Genomic DNA, 15,908 nt, shown 5'->3' with positions numbered 1-15,908 from the left:
AGAAATCAGGGAAAATGACGAGCCCAGCCGGCGGCGCACGCTGCCTGCCCACCTACGCGGTGCTGGACACATCGAAGTCGATGAGCCGCTTCCAGCAGCTACTCAACGACACTCTGGAGAACGTGTACGACGGCCTCTGGGCGAAGCCGGCCGTATCCGAGTTCGCACACCTTTCCATCATCAGCTTTAACACGGACGCCCATGTCATCCTGCCGATGAGCGATATCGGGAAGATCGATTCACTCCCGATGCTGGCCTGCGGCGGATCGACGAACTACGGCAAGGCCTTCCGACTGATCGCCACCCAGATCGACAAGGACGTCACCGCGCTGCGCGCCCAGGGCCGCAAGGTGCTGCGCCCGGCCGTCTTCTTCATCACCGACGGCGCCCCGCAGGACGCCGGTGTCTGGGAGAGCGAGTTCGCCAAGCTGACCGCGCCGGACTGGCCGCGCCACCCGCACGTCATCACGTTCGGTTTCGGTGACGCGAATGAGGCGGTGCTCAGGAGGATCTCGACGAAGAGCGCGTTCAAGGCCGAGCCGGGCGTCAGCCAGCAGGATGCGCTGGTCAAGGTCCTCGTCACACTGCTCAACACGCTCATCAATTCGGCGAACAGCCAGAACCTCGCGCTGCCCACCGACATCGAGGGCTTCCGTCCCATCCCCATCGAGTTCGTCGACTGACGGCAGCGGGGCCGCGGGCGTCCGGCTTCGCCACCGTTTTCCGAGGTGTTTCCCGGCTGGTCCGGGCATGGGAGTCGCGCCGCGCCCGCCTGCGCCGGCTCAGCCGGCCAGCCGGCGCAGGCGGGCCGTCGCGTCGCGCAGAACGTCCTCCCGCTTGCAGAAGGTGAAACGGACCTGGCTGCGACCCGCGTCGGGGTCGTCGTAGAAGACCGAGTTGGGGATGGCGACGACGCCGCAGCGTTCGGGGAGTGCGCGGCAGAAGGCGTAGGCGTCCTTCTCACCGAAAGGCGTGATGTCGGTGGTGATGAAGTACGTGCCCTGGGGCTGGTAGACCTCGAACCCGGCTGCGCGCAGGCCGTCACCGAGCAGGTCACGCTTACGGCCGAGATCGGCGCGGAAACGGTCGAAATACGAGTCGGGCAGCCGTAGCGCTTCGGCGATCGCGTACTGGAAGGGCCCCGCGCTGACATACGTCAGATACTGCTTCGCTGTCCGGACGGCGGAGACGAGCGGGCCGTCCGCCGTGACCCAGCCGACCTTCCATCCGGTGAAGGAGAAGGTCTTGCCGGCCGAGCTGATGGTGACCGTGCGCTCACGCATTCCGGGCAGGGCCGCGATGGGATGATGGGTGCCCTCATAGACAAGGTGCTCGTACACCTCGTCGGTGACGACGAGCAGGTCGTGCTCGACGGCGAGCGCGGCGATGGCGCTCTGTTCGCCGGCCGTGAGCACCATCCCGGTCGGGTTGTGCGGGGTGTTGAGGAGAAGGAGACGGGTCCGCGGGGTGATTCTGGCGCGCAACTCGTCCAGATCCGGACGGAAGGACGGCGCTCGCAGGGTGAGCGGTACCCGCTTCGCGCCGGCCATCGCGATGCAGGCGGTGTAGGAGTCGTAGAAGGGCTCGAAGGCGATGACCTCGTCGTCCGGCTCCAGCAGCGCCAGCATGGCGGCGGCGATGGCCTCGGTGGCGCCGGCGGTGACCAGGACCTCGGTGTCGGGGTCGAAGCCGAGGCCGTAGAAACGCCGCTGGTGATCGGAGATCGCCGCGCGCAGCTCCGGGATTCCCGGGCCCGGCGGGTACTGGTTGCCCTTACCCTCCCGCAGCGCGCGGACGGCGGCCTCGCGGATCTCCTCGGGCCCGTCGGTGTCGGGGAAGCCCTGGCCCAGGTTGATCGCGCCGGTCGCCGTCGCCAGTGCCGACATCTCCGCGAAGATCGTCGTCCCGAGTCCGTCCAGCCGGCGGTTCAGCAGGGGCCTGGCGTTCAGCGGCGGGCTGGGTTTCGACGGTGGCCTGGCGTTCATGTCTCCACCGTTCTCAGGGCGAGGCCCTCGCGCAAGCCCACTCGCTGGGCCTGGCGCACCTGGGATCGACCTCTCGCGGTGGACAGCGCTGTGGCGGCTCCGCGACGATCGCGCCCGACATACTTCCTTCGCAGGTGGACGCCGCCGCCCGGGCCTACGTCGAGCGCCCCGGTCTCGGCTCCACTCCCATCCCCTGCCCGCCGCTGGGTTCGATCGTCTACCCGGGCTGAGACGCAGGCAGGGCGGCGACGACGCAGACCGCTGCACCTGGAGCAACATCCACCTAAAATCTTTATACCTATAGGTCACGGATGTGGATGGGTGGGCGTCGGATGGCTAGCGCGGCTCTGCCAGGGCCAACAACCGCTGGTACCAGTCCGGGTGAAACCCGCGGGACCAGTGGCGGCGACGGGTCCGGCGTGGGCTCCGGCCCGATCGGCGGCCGGCCCGGCCGGCCCACGGGACGGATCCACAACATGCTCCTCTGGATCCTGACGTTGATCGCCGCGATCGCCGCGATCGCGGGAGCCGTTGGGGCCGGTGAGTCACTCGGCGACACCGCCTTGGACCTGCTGCCCGGCGTGGCGCTGTTGTTCAGTCTGGCGCACGGTTCCTGTTCGGCCGGCTGGCGGGGCATCGGCGCCTTCTTCGGGATCAGCTACGTCGTCGCGTTCGCGCTGGAAGCGAGCAGCGTGGCCAGCGGGTTCCCGTTCGGCTTCTACGAGCACAACACCGGCGGGCCGCGCCTGCTGGACATTCCCCTGGTCGTCCCGCTCGCCTATTTCGGCTATGGCTGGATCGCCTGGGTGCTGGCCGCCGGAATCGTGCGCGCCGTGCCAGCCCGCTCGACCGGAGCCGAACGTTTCACGACGCCACTCGTCGCGGCCGTGGTTCTCACCGGCTGGGATTTCACCTTCGACGCGGTGTTCGCCACGGTCAACTCCCAGTACGACTACCGCCACCCCGGCGGGTTCTACGGGGTGCCGATCTCGAACTTCCTCGGCTGGCTTCTCACCGGCTGGGTCATCTTCCAGCTCTTCGCCGTCGTCGAAACCAGAGTTTCCCACGACCGGCCGGCGAGCACCCAGGCCGCCCGAATCCTCCCGAGCGTGGTGTGGGCACTGCCCGTCCTGCCGCTGCTCGGGTTCTACCTCTCACCGCCGCCGGGCGAGGTCACCGTGGGCGAACGAACCTTCGTGATCGGCGACATCTACGGGACGGCCTTTGTGACGGGCCTGATGACCCTGGGCTTCGTCGCCGTCCTGGCACTGGCCAGAACAACGCGCCGCTGACAACCCAAAGGGGCACGGCGGACCGCCTGGCGACCACGATCCTCAGGTTGCTCGGCAGCGGCGGCAACCGGAAGTCGCGCGCGCCGCCGGGTCAGGAACAGTCAGGCCGCTGCTCAGATCGCTGCTCAGGTCGTTGCTCAGGTCGTTGCCGGGCATAGTGGCGGGCCACCCGGGCCCGGTTGCCACAGGCCGCCGAGCACCATTCGCGCCGAGGGTGATTCTTCACGAAGAAAAGCGGACAGCCCGCAGCGGCGCAGGCCCGCAGAGCCGCCCCTGATCCACCGCCCAGCACCTGCACCGCGGAGCGGGCCAGCGCCCCGGCGGCCGCCAGGACGGGATCGACGGCCGCGAAGGACTCCACCGCCTCGGGCGGATCGCCGACGAGGACCACCCAGCGCGGCACCAGGGCGCTGGCGCTGTTGATCGTCTCGCGCGCCGGCGGCGGAACCGCGACGCCGTCGACCACCGCCCGCAACGCCGCGCGAACGGCGTCACGCAGGTCGACAAGGCGGCGGTGCTCCCGCGGGCTGAGCATCGCGACGTCGCGCGGACCGAGGTTCGGCTCGAAGGAACCGCTGTGCTGGAGCAGCCAGGCCGCCGTCCGACCGCGGGTCGACAGCCCGTCCTGCTGCCCGCGGCGGTTGACGTAGATCGTGTTGCCGAACTCGACGGCCAGCGGCTCGCCCAACGCGGGAGCCCCGCCGTCCTCCAGCTCGATCTCGCCCGGCCGCGTCTCGCCTGGCCTCGCCCGGCCTGGTCGAGCCCAGCCTGGCCTGGTCCCGTCGCTGGTCACTGGCGTACCTGGGCGGTGAGCCCCAACCGGCCGGGCGACCGTCGAGACGATCTAATGGTTGTGGGTGCTTGCAATCGTTGGACACCTCCCGCATAGTCCCTAACGGCAGGAGTGCACTCTAACCGTTAGAAGCATGCTCCCACACATGGACGCACGGGAGGCGGCCGATGAGGACGGTTGTAATCACAGGTGGCACCGACGGAATCGGAAAGGCCCTCGGCGAGGTCCTCCTCGAACGAGGCGACCAGGTTGTCGTCGTCGGCCGGAACGCGGAGAAGGGAAAGGCCTTCATCGCCGCGGCCGAGCGACACGGCGCCGGCGACAGGGCGTTCTTCCTACCAGCGGAGCTGAGCCTGGTCGCCGAGAGCAAGCGGGTGCGGGACGAGATTCGTGCGCGTTTCCCCGTTCTGGACGCACTGGTACTCGGGGCGCGGCACTACCGTTCCCACCGCCAGGTCACCGCCGAGGGGTTCGAGGAGAACTTCGCGCTCTTCTACCTGAGCCGCTACATCCTCAGCCATGGTCTGGTCGACCTCCTGGCAAAGTCCACGAGCCCAGTCGTGATGAACGTCGCCGGCCCCGGAGCCGACATCTCGGTGGTCCGCTGGGACGATCTGGAACTACGCCACGCCTACCACGGCGGCGCGGCACTCGGGCAGGGCGGAAAGCTCAACGACCTGCTCGGTGTGGCCTTCGCCGCAGCCCACGGCGCGGGGCCCGTCAGGTACATCCTCTTCCATCCGGGAGTGGTGTCCACCAGCTTCTCCGGCGTCTACGACAGGAAGACGGCGGCCGAGGTCGAGATGCTGAAGAAGCTCGGGAAGCCAGTCGAGGAAAGTATGCGCCAGGTTCTGCGCCGGCTGGACGCGCCGCCGTCGACACCACTGAGCGCCTTCGTGGAGGGCCGCCCGATCGGTGTCGACGGCCGGTCCTTCGACCCTGCCGCCGCGGCCCGACTGGACGCCCTGACCCGCGAGGCCCTGACCCGCCAGGCGCTGGACCGCCAGGCGCTGGACCGTCGCCACGAGGCCATATGACCGCGCAGGCGAGTCGGGCGGCGGTGTTCGCCCGACTGCACGACACCGGTGTCTTCGTCGTGGCCAACGCCTCGGATCCGGGCTCGGCCCGGCTGCTGAGCGGCCTCGGCTTCCCGGCCCTGGCCACCACCAGCGCCGGGCTGGCCCTCGCGCTCGGCCGGCCGGACGCCAGCAACCTGCTGCGCCGGGACGAAGTGCTGGGCCGCGCGGCGGCGATCGCCGCGGCCACCGACCTGCCCAACACAATCCCGGGCTTCGAACTTTGACTGCCACCGAGCAGGAGTTGCGAATCTTGGTCGTTCCGGAGCCTGTAACAAAATGGCGCCGACCAAGATCGGTAGTCAGGTGCACACGGCTGAGATCTCCGCTGACGGCCGAACGTGGGCTGCCAGGTCAAAGTTGGTGGCCCGGATCGGCCACTTCTCGGCATTTTGCGACGGGCTCTCCGACAGCCAAAATCCTCAACTCCTGCGGATCGCCAAACGACTCTGAACCCCTTTTTGTCTCTCTTGAGAGTGAATACCAGGCGCGGCGCGACGGCGCCGGATCCCTGCCGCTTTTCACGATTTTGCTACACGCTCTCCAGCGACCAAAATCCTCAAGTCTTGTCGACGGTCCGGGCGGACAGGCGCAGTGTCGAACGCCAGGCTCCCGCCGGCCGGACGATCATCATCAGCGACAGCGGCGTGACCTCGACGTCGGTCACCTACACGCTGGGCTTCGAGTCCGGCCTGACCCATTACCGCTGGCGGGTGTACGCCGCCAACGCCGGCGGGAGTACCCCGAGCGCGACCCGTGCCTTCACCAGCTATGAGCCCGGCTGACGGTCGGGAAGAACGTCACGCCATCTGATCCGGTCCTACCAGGCCTGCAGGAGGCGGGCCGGGTCGTAGCTCGGCAGGCCCGGTACCTGGGTGGTCGTCCGGGTGACGGCGATCGGGGGCGCGGTGTCGCCGCCGGGGACGCTGACCCGGTCGCGCAGCAGATGGTCGAGGTCGGCCTGGCCGAACGGCTCACTGTCCCGCCAATTGACCGAGCCGACGAAGGTCACCTCGTTCGCCGCGCCGTGCGTCCGCACACCGACCAGATCCACCTCGGGAGTCTGGTTACGGGGCCACCAGCCGCCCACGGAGTCGGCGCCGCCGAGCACGGGGTCGTCGATGGCGAGTCTGGCCAGCGCCTGGCGGACCAGCGGCTCGACGGCCGGACCACGGTAGGCCGCCCAGCCGCCCGCCACCCGGGCCTGGGCCAGGTCCGGCCGGCCGCGCTGGATGTCGACCACCGCGTTTTCCAGGAAGCGCAGCCAGAACCGCAGGTAGGGATCGGCGACGCGGTAGCGGGATGCGGTGCCGGCCCGAGCCGCCATCGGGCGGTCGACCGAGATCACCTTCTTGCCGGCCAACAGGTCCAGCGAGCGGGTAAGCGGTGTCGACGCCACACCGGCCCGGGACGCGATCGCGGAGAAAGCCCGCTCTCCGGCGCCGATGGCCCGCAGCACGGCGCTCGCCTGCAGATCACGTGGGAACTCCGCGTCGAGAATCCGCTGCCCGGTGACGACGAGCTCGGAGTTGTCATCCGAAAGCTGCTCGGCGAGAAAGGCGGAAAGACCGCCGAGGCGTTGCCATTCCAGCAGCAGCCGGGGATAACCGCCGGTGATGAGCTGGGCGTCGAACGCCTCCGCGGCGCGGGTGCCGTCGAGTTCCAGCATCCTGGCGGTGTCGCCGATGGAGAACGGCTCCACGACCATTTCCCGCGCCCGACCGAACAGCGGCCGGTCGTGCCCGGCCAGCATCTCCATCACGGCCAGGTCGCTGCCGACGATGACGAACAGGACGGGACGGGCCTCGAAAAGCCTGTCCCACAGTTTCTGCAGTGTGCCGTCGATTCCCGGGTCACGTTCCAGCAGCCACGGGAACTCGTCGATCACGACGATGGACGGCCCGTCCACGGGAAGGGCCGCGTGGACGGCGCGCAGCGCCTGCTCCCAGCTGGTGAACCCGCCCGCGGTCAGCCCGTCGGCGCCCGGCAGCGTGCAGTCCAGACGTACGTCCTCGACGAACCCGTCAAGATCGCGCTGGAGGGTGGCCTGGCGCGAGCCGGTCGCGAACAGCTGCGGAAGACCGGACCGGCGGACGAACTCACCGATCAGCCTGGACTTGCCGGCCTGCCGCCGCCCTCGCACGCTGACCAGCCGGCCCCGGCCGCCACGGACCGCGGCGAGATGAGCACCCAGCCGCGCCAGCTCCTCGCCACGCCCCACGAAGTCCTCGTGCACCCCACAAGACTAACATCAATGTTACCGACATCGATGTTAGTAACATCGATGTTAGTAACATCGATGTCGGTTGAGTGGCCTCCACCGAACGGCACCCGGCCAGCCCAGGCGTTGCTACCGGACTGCCGCGTCCAAGCTGGTGCCGAGCCCACGGCTGACGCTGCCGGGCAAGATCGGAGAAGCGCGGGCCCGAGGTCCGGCCGCTTCGCCGGGTGCGGCATACGATCCACCGAATGTAGGCGCTGTGCGCCGCCAGCAGCACCATCGGTCCGGTGGGGCGGCTTCCGGCAGCCCACGGTGATCAGCGTGCACGGGAAGGTGGTGTTTCGGTGACGGTGGCGGAGGCCGGCGGGCCTGGCGGCGCGGCACCGAACGGCGCCTGGCCGGGAGGAGGCCCGCTGGACGCACCCGACGTACCGAACGGGGCGACCCTCGGCCCCGGCCAGCAGGTCAGCGGGGCTGTCGGGCGGGTGATGGGAACCGAGCAGGCCACACCGCTGCTGTTCCACGTCGCGCTGGCCGAGGGGAACTACCTGCAGCTCGACGACGTGGTCGTCACGGTGCGCCAGGTGCCGGGGGTCGGGCCGGTGATGACGGCCGGGGTGGTCACCCAGGTGGAGGCGCGACACGAGGGCGCGTCGTTCGACTCGGACGTCTTCCTCATCGCCGACGGGGTGCTGCCCGCGCAGGTGCAGGAGATCGCCGAGGTCACCACCACCCGGGTCGAGCCGGAGATCTTCGTGCCGCCGCGGCCCGGTGAGCTGGTTCGGCGGGCGACCGGTGACGAGCGGGCGACGGCGCTGTACTTCGACCAGATGGACCGCAGGATCCCGGTCGGGCTCGGCCGGGACGGCACCCCGATCTACGTCAACCTGGAGTTCCTCAACGGCACCCGCGGCGCGCACGTGTCGATCAGCGGCATTTCCGGGGTCGCGACGAAGACCAGCTTCGCGCTGTTCCTGCTCTACTCCGTGTTCCGCAGCGGGGTGCTCGGCCGGGAGGCGGTGAACGCCAAGGCGCTGATCTTCTCGGTGAAGGGCGAGGACCTGCTGTTCCTGGACCACCCCAACAGCCGCATCGACGAGAACGTCCGTGCCGTCTACGCGCAGCTGGGGCTGCCCGCTGAGCCGTTCGCCTCCGCCGGTTTCTTCGCCCCACCGCTGCCCGGTGACACCGGCGGCCGGCCGCATGTCACCACCCGGACGTCCGGTGTGCAGGCTTTCTGGTGGACGCTGCGCGAGTTCTGCGCCGACGAGCTGCTGCCGTACGTGTTCGCCGACGCGGAGGACGACCGCAACCAGTACACGATCGTTGTGCACCAGGTGACGAACCGGCTGCGGCTCGACGCGCGGCCCTTCGGCGCGGACGGTGCGATCACGGTCGAGGGCCGGACCCTGCGGACGTACGACGACCTCGTCGACTTCGTCATCGACCGGGTCAACGACGACGCCACCCGCGCGGTGTGGGCGGGGCCGGCGACGGGCACCGGCACGGTCAACGCGTTCGTGCGCCGGCTGCGCTCCTCGCTGCGGGCGCTGCGCGGGCTGATCAGGGCCGATCTGCCCGACAGCCCCGGCCGCCGGGTGAGCACCACCGGCCAGCAGGTCACGGTCGTGGACCTGCACAACCTGCCGGAGCGGGCGCAACGGTTCGTGGTCGGAGTGGTTCTCGCCGACGAGACCCGGCGCAAGGAGGAGGCCGGCCCGGGCGGGCTGCTGTTCACCATGCTCGACGAGCTGAACAAGTACGCCCCGCGCGAGGGTGCCAGCCCGATCAAGGACGTCCTGCTCGACATCGCCGAGCGCGGCCGGTCGCTGGGCATCATCCTGATCGGCGCGCAGCAGACCGCGAGCGAGGTGGAGCGACGCATCATCGCCAACAGCTCCATCAAGATCGTCGGTCGGCTGGACACGGCCGAGGCCGGCCGGCCCGAGTACGGTTTCCTGCCGCCGGCGCAGCGCTCCCGGGCTACCCTGGCCAAGCCGGGCACGATGTTCGTCTCGCAGCCCGAGATCCCCGTCCCGCTCGCGGTCTCGTTCCCGTTCCCCGCCTGGGCGACCCGGCCGTCGGAGACCGACGGCACCGGGCCGGCAGCGCCAGCCACGCCGAGCGGCCCGGGAGGGACGCACGGCGCCGCGGGAGCGAACGGTTCCGCGGAACCGGGCGGCTCCGCCGGGCCAGGCACGCCGGCCCGTCCGGACCCGTGGAACCTGCTGCCCGACCCCGACGACCCGCTGCCGTTCTGACCCCCGCCGAGAAGGACCGCCGCCATGAGGTTCCTGCACACATCCGACTGGCATATCGGGAAGTCGCTCAAGGGCCGCAGCCGGCTCGACGACCATGAGGCGGTCCTGCGCGAGATCGTCGGCGTCGCCCGCGCCCACGAGGTCGACGCCGTGCTGGTCGCCGGCGACGTCTACGAGTCGGCGGCGCCGTCGGCCGAGGCGCAGAAACTCGCGATCCAGGCGCTGCTCGGGCTGCGCGGCACCGGCGCCGAGGTGATCGTCATCGCGGGGAACCACGACCATGCCAGATCCTTCGAGGCGTACCGCCCGCTGATGGCTGCGGCGGGGATCACCTTCGTCGGCACCCCGCGCCGGGCGGACAAGGGCGGGGTGATCTCCTTTGTGGCCCGCGGCAGCGGCGAGCCGGTGCGGGTGGCGGTGCTGCCGTTCCTGTCCCAGCGGTACGCCGTCCGGGCCGTCGAGCTGGTGACGCAGACCCCGGCCGAGCAGACGGGGCGCTACGACCAGGCGGTGCGGGACCTGCTCGCCAGCCTCGCCGCGGGCTTCGCCGACGACGCCGTCAACGTGGTGCTCGCGCACCTCACAGTCGTCGGCGGGAAGTTCGGTGGCGGCGAACGGCTCGCGCAGTCGATCTTCGACTACTTCGTGCCGGCGACCGCGTTCCCCGCCGACGCGCACTATGTGGCCCTCGGGCACCTGCACCGCCGGCAGACGCTGCCGGCGCCCTGCCCCGTCGAGTACTGCGGGTCACCGCTCGCCCTCGACTTCGGCGAGGAGGAGAACACCCCCGTGGTGCGGGTCATCGAGGCGGCACCGGGGATCCCCGCCCGCGGGGTCGACGTCCCGATCGCGGCCGGGCGCCGGCTGCGAACGGTGCGCGGCACGGTCGCGGAGCTCGGCGACCAGGCCACCGAGTTCGGCGACGCGCTGCTGCGGGTGCTGGTGCGCGAGCCGGCCCGGGCCGGGCTGCGTGACGAGGTGCAGGAGCTGCTGCCGAACGCGCTCGAGGTCCGCATCGACCCGGAGTTCGCGCGCCCGGTGGACGGGGACCGGCCCAGCCGCCCGTCCAACGGCGGGCAGCGCGGGCCGGCCGAGCTGTTCGGTGAGTACCTCAGCACCCAGGGCGTCGCGGACGAGCGGGTCGAGGCGCTGTTCGCCGCCCTGCACGACGAGATCGTCGGAGGGCAGGGCTGATGCGCCCCGTACTGCTGGAGATCGCCGGGTTCGGTTCGTTCCGCGACCCGGCGACGGTGGATTTCACCGAGGTCGACTACTTCGCGCTGGTCGGGCCGACCGGGTCGGGGAAGTCGACGGTCATCGACGCGATGACGTTCGCGCTGTACGGCTCGGTGCCACGATGGAACGACCGCCGACTGGTGTCGCTGGCCCTCGCCCCGACGGCGGTGCGCGGCACCGTCCGGCTGGTCTTCGACGCCACCGGTGCCCGGTATGTGGTGGCGCGGGAGCTGCGCAGATCCGCCAGCGGCTCCGTCTCCGTCCGCGGCGCGCGGCTGGAGAAGCTGCTCGACCCGGGCGGGCTCGGCGCGGCCGGCGAGGCGACCGAGGTCGTCGCGGCCGACTCCGAGGTGACCGGGGCCGTGGAGGGCCTGCTCGGGCTCGGCTTCGAGCACTTCTGCTCCTGTGTGGTGCTCCCGCAGGGCGACTTCGCCGAGTTCCTGCACGCCAGGCCCGCCGACCGGCAGCGGATCCTGACCAGGCTGCTCGGCCTCGGCGTGTACGACGAGGTCCGGACGGCGGCCGCCGTCCGCGCCGCTGACCGCCGGCAGCGAGCCGCGGTGCTCGACGAGCAGCTCGCCGGCTACCAGGACGCCACCGAGGACGCCGAGCTCGCCGCCAGCAGCCGGGTGGACGCGCTGACCGCCCTGACCGGTGAGGTGGACCGCGCCCGAGCCGAGCTCGAGACCCACGCGAGCGCCGCCGCCGACGCCACCGCCGAGCTGGGCCGGGTCGAACGTGAGCGCGACCTGCTCGCGGCGATCCGGACGCCGGGGGACGTCGTCGAGCTGACGGCCCGGCTGGCGCGGGCCACCGCGGCGGCCGACGACGCGGCCCGAGCCCGGCAGGAGGCCGAGCGGGCCGACACGGCCGCCCGTGCCGCGGTCGCCGCCGCACCCGACCGCGCTCCCCTGGAGCAGGCCCGCCGCCACCACGACGGCCTGGCGACCGCCCTCACCGATCTCCCCGGGGCCCGGGCCGCGCACGTCGCCGCGCGGGACGAGCTGACCCGGGCTGCGCAGGCCGTTGCCGACGCCCGAAGCGCCCGGGAGGCAGCCGCCGCGGCGCGGGATGCCGCGGAGCGGACCTCCCAGGCACTGGCCGACGAGGTCGCCCGGCTGCGAGCCGAACGTGAGCTGCTCGCCGCCGTGCGCACCCCGGCGGGCGTGGTCGAGCTGGCCGGGAAGCTGCGTGCCGCCCGGCACGAAGCCGACCGCGCCACCCAGCGCCGCCACGACGCCGAACGGGCCGACGACGACACCCGCACCGCGCTCGCCGCCACCCCCGACCGCACCGTGCTGCAACGCGCCCGCGCCGACCACGACGATCTCGCCCGCCAACTCGTCGCCCGCACCGAAGCCGAATCCGTCCACACCGCGGCCCGCGCCGCCCGGGACACCGCAGTCGCCGCCGCCGAGACCGCTCGACAGCTCCGCGACGAGGCCGCGCAGGCACTGGAACACGCGCGAACCGCTGATCTCGCGGGTGCGCTGCGCCCGCATCTCGTCGCGGGCGAACCGTGCCCGGTGTGCGAGCAGACCGTCGTCACCCTGCCTGCGGCCGGCAGCCGGCAGCCAGCCGGCCCCCAGCCCACGGGCGACGGCCAGCCCACGGGCGACGGCCAGCCCGCAGGCGACGGCCAACCGGGGGCGCCCGCGGCCCTCGCGATGGCGCAGGCGGCGCTGGATGACGCCATCTCGGCCCTCGACCTCGCGAACGAGCGCGCGACCGAGGCCGACCGCGCCGAGCTAGCCGCCCGCCTGCAGGCACACCAGCTGGGCGAACGCGTCAACGACCTGCAGGCTGCCCTCGCCGACGCCCCGGACTCCGCCGGCGTCGATGCGGGACTCGCCGAGATCGCCCGCCGCGAGCAGGAGGTAACCCGGACCGGGCAGGAGCTTGCCGCGGCGCGCCGCGCGGCGGACCAGGCCGGTCACGTGGTGACACAGCTCGCAGCGGCGGAGACACAGGCTCGCGCCGCGCTGACAGCCGCCCGCGACCCGCTGGTCGTGCTCGGCGCTCCGGTCCTCACCGACGAGCCCGCGGATGCCGGTGCCGGTGCCGGCACCGGTGCCGGTGCCGGTGCCGGTGGCAACGGCAATGGCGGGGGCGGATCAGACCTGGCCGGAAGCTGGGCGTGGCTGGTCGCCTGGGCCGAGGAGCAGGCAACCGGGCGGGAAGCGCGGCTGACCGCCGCCACCGTCGAGGAGACCGCGGCCCGCGCCGCCCGCGACGACGCCCGGCGCGCATACGACCACGCCGACACGGCCGCCGGGCAGGCGGAAGCCGACCAGCTCGCGGCGGTTGGTGCCGAGCGTGACGCGGCGGTCGGCCTGGCATCCACCGAACGTCTGGTCGCCGAGCTGCGTGCCGCGCTCGCCGGCGCCCCTCCCGCCGACGAGGTGACGGCGGCACTCGCCGAGCTCGACCGGCTCGACCGGGCGGTCACGGAAGCGGACCTGGGCCTGCGCACCGCCCGGGCGGACGCCGATGCCGCCGAGGCCGGCCTGCGCGCCGCGCAGCAGGCGCGCGGCGACGCCCAGACCGTGCTCGCCCGCGCCAGGGACACCGTCGTCGCGCTCGGCGCGCCCACGGCCGACGGCCAGGATCTACTCGCCGGCTGGACAACGCTCACCAGCTGGACCGCGGCCGAGTCGTCGGCGCGCGAGCGCGAGCTGCCCGGCCTGCGCGCACAGGTCAGCCGGGCCGAGCAGGCCGGGCAGGTGGTGACGCGAGCGCTGACCGAGATCCTCGTGGCGCACGGAATCCCGCTACCGAGGCAGGACAGCCCTCTGCCGCAGCCACAGCGGCGGCCACGCGACGGGATCGTCTCCGACGCCGTGCCACGGCCCAGGCCAGGCGGGCGGTCCGTCGGGGATGCCGCGGCCCAGGCGACGTCGTCCGCGTTGGAACAGGCGAAAGCCGAGCTTCGTCGGGTCACCGAGCGACGTGCCGAGGCCGCGACGCTGCGTGCCGACCTGGCCAGGGCGCGGGAGGAGGAGCAGGTCGCACACCAGCTCGACCTTCTGCTGCGCTCGAACCGGTTCCAGCGGTGGCTGGTCGCCGCGGCGCTGGACACATTGGTCTCCGACGCTTCGGTCACCCTCGCCGAGCTGTCCGGAGGGCAGTTCGAGCTGACCCACGAACAGGGCGAGTTCCTCGTCGTCGACCACGCCGACGCCGACTCGCGCCGCCTGGTGCGCACCCTGTCCGGTGGGGAGACGTTCCAGGCGAGCCTCGCGCTCGCCCTGGCCCTGTCGGCGCAGCTGACGACGATGGCGGCGGCCGGCGCCGCCCGGCTCGACTCGATCTTCCTCGACGAGGGCTTCGGCACCCTCGACGACTCCACCCTGGACGTCGTCGCGACCGCGCTGGAGAACCTCGCCAGCGGCGGGACCAGCGCCGGCCGCGGGCGGATGGTCGGCATCGTCACCCACGTCGGCGCTCTCGCCGAACGGGTGCCGGTACGCTTCGCCGTCACCCGCGACCAGCGCACCTCCACCATCCGGAGGGAGTCCACTTGAGCGACGACAGCCACGGGCGGATCACCGCCGCTGCGACTGCGTCCGCGGTGCCGGCCCCGCGGGCCAGCGTGGGCGGGATGCGGTTCAGCGTCGACGCCTGGGACCCGAGCTACGGCACCTCCGTCGCCGACGACGGCCTGAAGGAGTCGAAGACGCCGGCCAACGCGGGCGTGGAGGTGCCGGTGCCCGCCTGGCGACCGGTCCCCACCCCGGCGGCTCGTGGTCTCGCTGTGACGCAGCCGTCCGCGGTGCTGTTCGTCGACGGTGTGCGCCGCGTCGAGGCCCGGGCCTGGATCCACGAGACCGAGCCGGCCGGCGCCCCCGCTGCCAGCACCCCCGCGGCCGACATCGCCGCGGCCAACATCGCCGCACCGGCCATCTGCGCCTCCTACGCAGGCGGTGTCGTCTGCTGCTGCGGCGCCGGTGCCCACCTGCTGGCCGCGCATGTGCGCCGCGGCCTTTTCACGTCGGCTCGCCGGGCCGGTGACGTCAGGACCGCCGAGGGCACCTACCACCTGCATCAGACGGACGGCGCCGGCCCGGACGACCTGAACCTCGCCCTCCAGCGGGAACTGCGCGGACTGGAGATGACCACCGCCCTGGGCGCCCACCGCGACCTGCGGGCCCACCACCCGTTCCTGGCCACCAAAACCCACGGGGCCACCGAAACCCACGGGGCCGACGGAGCTTTCGCGGACGCGCTGCTGGTCGTCGACGGCCCCCTGCATGCCGGGGCGCTCCCCCGCACGCTGGGATTCGTCAAGACCCATCACTCGTCCTACCTGGAAGGCCCGCCGCTGGCCGTCGTCGGGCAGCTGGGGCCGGGCGAACGCACCCCGGTGTTCACGGTGGGACGCAGCTGGGACCGCCCGAGCTGGTACCTGCGCCTGCCCTGCCGCCCCGGCGCGCCCTGGGCGGGCATCGTGCGGGTCGAGTGCGGTTCCGGCACGTCCGTCGAACACGCCGTCGAGCTCGCGGACCTGAGCCAGGCCACGCTGCCCCGGTTCGCGTCCGAGGAGTTCAAGGACGCCCGCGCCCCGCAGAACCTCTACCCCATCGCCGGCCTGGAACGAACGCTGCGCCGCCGCCTCGGCGACGCTGCGCTGCTGTACCGCTCCCTACGCCGCGGCGCCACCGCCTGACCCACCCCGCGACATCACCGAGAGTGATCTCGCGAGGCTGCTGACGTCCGCCAGCGCATCGTGCGACCGAGGCCCGGCCCGCTGCCGGGCGACGCCGTGCCCGGATTCAGCTACAACCAGGTCTCCGGCCCGCTCAGCTGCAGCGGCAACGAACCGACGTTGCGGCAGGTCGGCAACACCGCGGGCGGCCCGCGCTCCGGCCAGTGCAAGTAAGGCGAGTGAGCGCACGACGTCGCTGATCAGGCGACATCCCTGAACGGACGGCGCCGCTCAACCGGCGGCGCCGTCCGACCCCACCCCGCGGGTGCGAAGGCCACCGTGGGCGACCCCGCCCCGCGGGTGCGAAGGCCACCGTGGGCGACCTCGGCCCGACGTTCG

11 protein-coding genes and 1 pseudogene are annotated in these 15,908 nt (G+C 72.0%); 9 read left to right on the top strand and 3 right to left on the bottom strand.

Annotated elements, in window-relative coordinates; genetic code table 11:
* Positions 1 to 14: 14 nt before the first annotated feature.
* The gene (locus tag FREUN1FDRAFT_RS15180; RefSeq protein WP_006540982.1) at positions 15 to 683 is read left to right on the top strand and encodes a VWA domain-containing protein; all 669 of its coding nucleotides are present in this window, start codon (positions 15 to 17) and stop codon (positions 681 to 683) included.
* Positions 684 to 782: 99 nt separating this feature from the next.
* Here the strand turns inward: FREUN1FDRAFT_RS15180 and FREUN1FDRAFT_RS15175 are convergent, their stop codons facing one another.
* Positions 783 to 1,985, bottom strand: a complete 1,203-nt coding sequence (locus FREUN1FDRAFT_RS15175; protein WP_006540981.1) for a pyridoxal phosphate-dependent aminotransferase — start codon at positions 1,983 to 1,985, stop codon at positions 783 to 785.
* Positions 1,986 to 2,461: 476 nt separating this feature from the next.
* On the opposite strand from FREUN1FDRAFT_RS15175, the gene FREUN1FDRAFT_RS15170 reads away from it, so the two are divergent.
* A complete protein-coding gene (locus tag FREUN1FDRAFT_RS15170; RefSeq protein WP_198144333.1) occupies positions 2,462 to 3,277 on the top strand; it encodes a carotenoid biosynthesis protein in 816 nt (271 codons plus the stop codon).
* A 91-nt stretch (positions 3,278 to 3,368) separates the two neighbouring features.
* Here FREUN1FDRAFT_RS15170 and FREUN1FDRAFT_RS15165 read toward each other — a convergent pair whose 3' ends face one another.
* The gene (locus tag FREUN1FDRAFT_RS15165; protein WP_006540979.1) at positions 3,369 to 4,070 is read right to left on the bottom strand and encodes an ABATE domain-containing protein; all 702 of its coding nucleotides are present in this window, start codon (positions 4,068 to 4,070) and stop codon (positions 3,369 to 3,371) included.
* A gap of 167 nt (positions 4,071 to 4,237) precedes the next feature.
* Between FREUN1FDRAFT_RS15165 and FREUN1FDRAFT_RS15160 the strand changes: the two genes are divergently transcribed.
* The 3 genes and pseudogenes from FREUN1FDRAFT_RS15160 to FREUN1FDRAFT_RS15150 all read left to right on the top strand — a co-directional run bounded on the left by FREUN1FDRAFT_RS15160 (position 4,238) and on the right by FREUN1FDRAFT_RS15150 (position 5,931).
* Positions 4,238 to 5,107 carry an SDR family NAD(P)-dependent oxidoreductase gene (locus tag FREUN1FDRAFT_RS15160; RefSeq protein WP_006540978.1) on the top strand — a complete coding sequence of 290 codons (870 nt, stop codon included), beginning with the start codon at positions 4,238 to 4,240 and terminating at the stop codon, positions 5,105 to 5,107.
* Positions 5,104 to 5,346 (top strand): annotated as a pseudogene (locus FREUN1FDRAFT_RS15155) (isocitrate lyase/phosphoenolpyruvate mutase family protein); the annotation flags it as partial. The gene FREUN1FDRAFT_RS15160 and the pseudogene FREUN1FDRAFT_RS15155, both read left to right, overlap by 4 nt.
* A gap of 366 nt (positions 5,347 to 5,712) precedes the next feature.
* Positions 5,713 to 5,931: a hypothetical protein gene (locus FREUN1FDRAFT_RS15150; RefSeq protein WP_006540975.1), complete on the top strand. Its 219-nt coding sequence runs from the start codon at positions 5,713 to 5,715 to the stop codon at positions 5,929 to 5,931.
* 35 nt (positions 5,932 to 5,966) lie between these two features.
* Here the strand turns inward: FREUN1FDRAFT_RS15150 and FREUN1FDRAFT_RS15145 are convergent, their stop codons facing one another.
* Positions 5,967 to 7,382 (bottom strand): DUF234 domain-containing protein, encoded by a 1,416-nt coding sequence (locus tag FREUN1FDRAFT_RS15145; protein WP_232295208.1) that lies wholly within the window; start codon positions 7,380 to 7,382, stop codon positions 5,967 to 5,969.
* A 473-nt stretch (positions 7,383 to 7,855) separates the two neighbouring features.
* Here FREUN1FDRAFT_RS15145 and FREUN1FDRAFT_RS15140 point away from each other — a divergent pair, with 473 nt between their 5' ends.
* From FREUN1FDRAFT_RS15140 to FREUN1FDRAFT_RS47695, 4 genes are read left to right on the top strand one after another with little or no spacing between them, the layout of a single operon-like run.
* Positions 7,856 to 9,628, top strand: coding sequence for an ATPase (locus FREUN1FDRAFT_RS15140; RefSeq protein ID WP_083828698.1), 1,773 nt, complete (start codon positions 7,856 to 7,858; stop codon positions 9,626 to 9,628).
* Between the two features lie 24 nt (positions 9,629 to 9,652).
* Complete coding sequence (locus FREUN1FDRAFT_RS15135) at positions 9,653 to 10,822, top strand: exonuclease subunit SbcD (RefSeq protein ID WP_006540972.1); 1,170 nt, start codon at positions 9,653 to 9,655, stop codon at positions 10,820 to 10,822.
* Positions 10,822 to 14,388, top strand: coding sequence for an AAA family ATPase (locus tag FREUN1FDRAFT_RS15130; protein WP_006540971.1), 3,567 nt, complete (start codon positions 10,822 to 10,824; stop codon positions 14,386 to 14,388). The genes FREUN1FDRAFT_RS15135 and FREUN1FDRAFT_RS15130 overlap by 1 nt, the downstream gene beginning before the upstream one ends.
* On the top strand, positions 14,385 to 15,530 hold the full coding sequence (locus FREUN1FDRAFT_RS47695; protein WP_006540970.1) for a hypothetical protein: 1,146 nt from the start codon (positions 14,385 to 14,387) through the stop codon (positions 15,528 to 15,530). Before FREUN1FDRAFT_RS15130 ends, FREUN1FDRAFT_RS47695 begins: the two co-directional genes overlap by 4 nt.
* Positions 15,531 to 15,908 lie beyond the last annotated feature (378 nt).

Source organism: Parafrankia sp. EUN1f (genome assembly GCF_000177675.1).
Lineage (GTDB): Bacteria > Actinomycetota > Actinomycetes > Frankiales > Frankiaceae > Parafrankia.
The sequence above is the reverse complement of the archived record's forward strand: the minus strand, read 5'-3'. Positions and strand labels throughout refer to the sequence as shown.